Here is a 2392-nt window from a genome sequence, read left to right as displayed (position 1 = left end):
CTTGGGCAAGCTGTTGCCCCAGCGGGTGTGGCCCTACATCGACACCGGTCTCGGCCACTACCTGCTGGTGATGGCCATCGTGGTGCCGCTGCTGGCGGGTGTGTTCGCCTTGCTCTATCAACAGGAGCTGCGCACGCTGGGCGAGCAGGCCGAAGCACTGGGCCCGACCTTGAAGCTCGGTTTCCTGAAGGCATTTGCGGCGCTGCTGCTGGTGAGCGGCATCGTCGCCTGGTGGCTGGTGCTCACGCACAAGAGCCGGCAGGTGGCGCAGGAAGAATCGAACCGCCAGACGCAGGCGGTGCACGAGCAGACGCTGGCCTTGCGACGCGAGATTGACTCGCACCGCCAGACCGACCTGCAATTGCAAGACGCCAAACTCCAAGCCGAAGGCGCGCGTCATCAGGCCGAGCTGGCCAACCAGGCCAAGAGCCGCTACATCACGACCGTGAGCCACGAGCTGCGCACGCCGCTCAACAGCATCCTCGGCTACGCCCAGCTGCTCGAAGAAGACGCGTCGATCCCGGCGCACCGCAAGCAGGCGGTGAGCGTGATCCGCCGTGGTGGCGACCACCTGCTCTCGCTCATCGAAGGTACGCTCGACATTGCTCGTATTGAAGGCGGCAAGCTGCGCCTGGAGCCCAAGCCGCTGCGCTTTCGCGACTGTGTGCAGCAGATCGTGCGCATGTTCGAGCTGCAAGCCGCCGGCAAGGGCATCGAGTTCCGGGCCGAGCTGGCCGATGTGTTGCCCGAGGTGGTGCGCGCCGACGAAAAGCGGCTGCAGCAGATTCTCATCAACGTGCTGGGCAACGCGGTCAAGTTCACGCACACCGGCAGGGTGGTGTTTCGCTTGCGCTATGCACGCGAGATGGCGCTGTTCGAGATCGAAGACACCGGCCCCGGCATCGCATCCGACGAGATCGAGCACATCTTTGAGCCCTTCGCGCGCGGCTCCGAGGCGAGCAGCGGTGGCACGGGCTTGGGCCTCACCATCGGCAAGATGCTCACCGACCTGATGGGCGGCGAGATGACGGTCAGCAGCACCGTGGGCGTGGGCACGGTGTTCCGCATCCGTCTCTTCCTGCCCGAAGCGCGCGGTGCAGTGGCCGCGCTCGAGGTGCCGCGCGCGAGCCGCATCGGCTACCGCGGTGAACGCCGTCGCATCCTGATCGTCGACAACGAAGAGGTCGACCGCTCGCTGCTGGTGACGGTGCTGCAGCCGCTGGGCTTCGAGCTGAAGCAGGCCGCTTCGGGCCACGAGTGCCTGGAGGTGGTGAGTGCGTTTGCACCACACGCCATCTTGATGGACCTGGCCATGCCGGGCATCGACGGCTGGGCCACCATCCGCGCCATTCGCTCGCAGCAACTGAGCAGCGCACCCATCGCCATCGTCTCGGGCAACGCCTTCGACAAAGACCTGGAAAACGACGTCGGCATCACCCCCAAAGACTTTGTGCTCAAGCCGGTGCGTGTCAACGAGCTGCTCGACTGGCTGGGCTCACGCCTCGCGCTCGAATGGCTGGAGGTGCCGCGCGAGAGTGCCACCACCAGCGCAGCGCCCGCACCGGCAAGCTGGGTGCTGCCCCGTGAAAGCCAGCTCCAGGCGCTCGACGAATTGATCAGCCTCGGCTACTTCCGTGGCATCGTGAAAAAGCTCGACGAGATCGAAGGCGAAAATGCGGCCCACGCCAGCTTCGTGGACCACCTGCGTGGCCTGGCGCGCAACTTCCAACTCGACGCGATGAGCGGCCTCGTGCGCCGTGCGCTCCATGACCAACCCACGCTCTGACAACGCCCCTGCGGGTGACAAGCTGCCCGATCGCACCATGAGCGACGTGGTGCTGATCGTCGACGACGTGCCCGACAACCTGTCGCTGCTGCACGACGCGCTCGATGAAGCGGGCTACACCGTGCTGGTGGCCACAAACGGTGAGAGTGCGCTGCAACGCGCTGCCCAAACCCTGCCCGACGTGGTGCTGCTCGACGCCGTGATGCCCGGCATGGACGGCTTCGAGGTGGCGCGCCGCCTGAAGGCGCAGGCCGACACCGCGCACATCCCGATCATCTTCATGACCGGCCTCACCGACACCGAGCACGTGGTGGCGGCGTTCGCTGCAGGTGGTGTCGACTACGTCACCAAGCCCATCCGGCCGCAAGAGGTGCTCGCCCGCATGTCGGTGCACATGCAGAGCGCGCGGCAGGCGCGGCAGGCGCGCAACGCGCTCGACGCCTTTGGCCACGCGACCATGGCGGTTCATCTGAGCAACGATCTGTGTGCGGGCATGGCGGTGTGGCAGACGGCGCTCGCACGCCAGCTGATGCACACCTACTTTGCCGTCGCGCCGGGCCTGGTGCCCGAAGAGCTGCTGGTGTGGCTGCGCGAGCAGTCGGCCCT

2 protein-coding genes are annotated in these 2392 nt (G+C 66.3%); both read left to right on the top strand.

Annotation, left to right across the window (positions count from 1 at the left end):
* Positions 1 to 1786: ATP-binding protein (locus tag RMO40_RS02210; RefSeq protein ID WP_309715658.1), on the top strand; the 1786-nt coding region annotated here is incomplete at its 5' end.
* The coding region (locus RMO40_RS02205; RefSeq protein WP_309715655.1) for a response regulator at positions 1767 to 2392 on the top strand (626 nt) is incomplete at its 3' end. The genes RMO40_RS02210 and RMO40_RS02205, both read left to right, overlap by 20 nt.

The organism is Rhizobacter sp. (assembly GCF_031412075.1).
Lineage (GTDB): Bacteria > Pseudomonadota > Gammaproteobacteria > Burkholderiales > Burkholderiaceae_C > Rhizobacter.
Note: the sequence above shows the minus strand (reverse complement) of the source record. Positions and strands in the feature narration are given on the sequence as shown.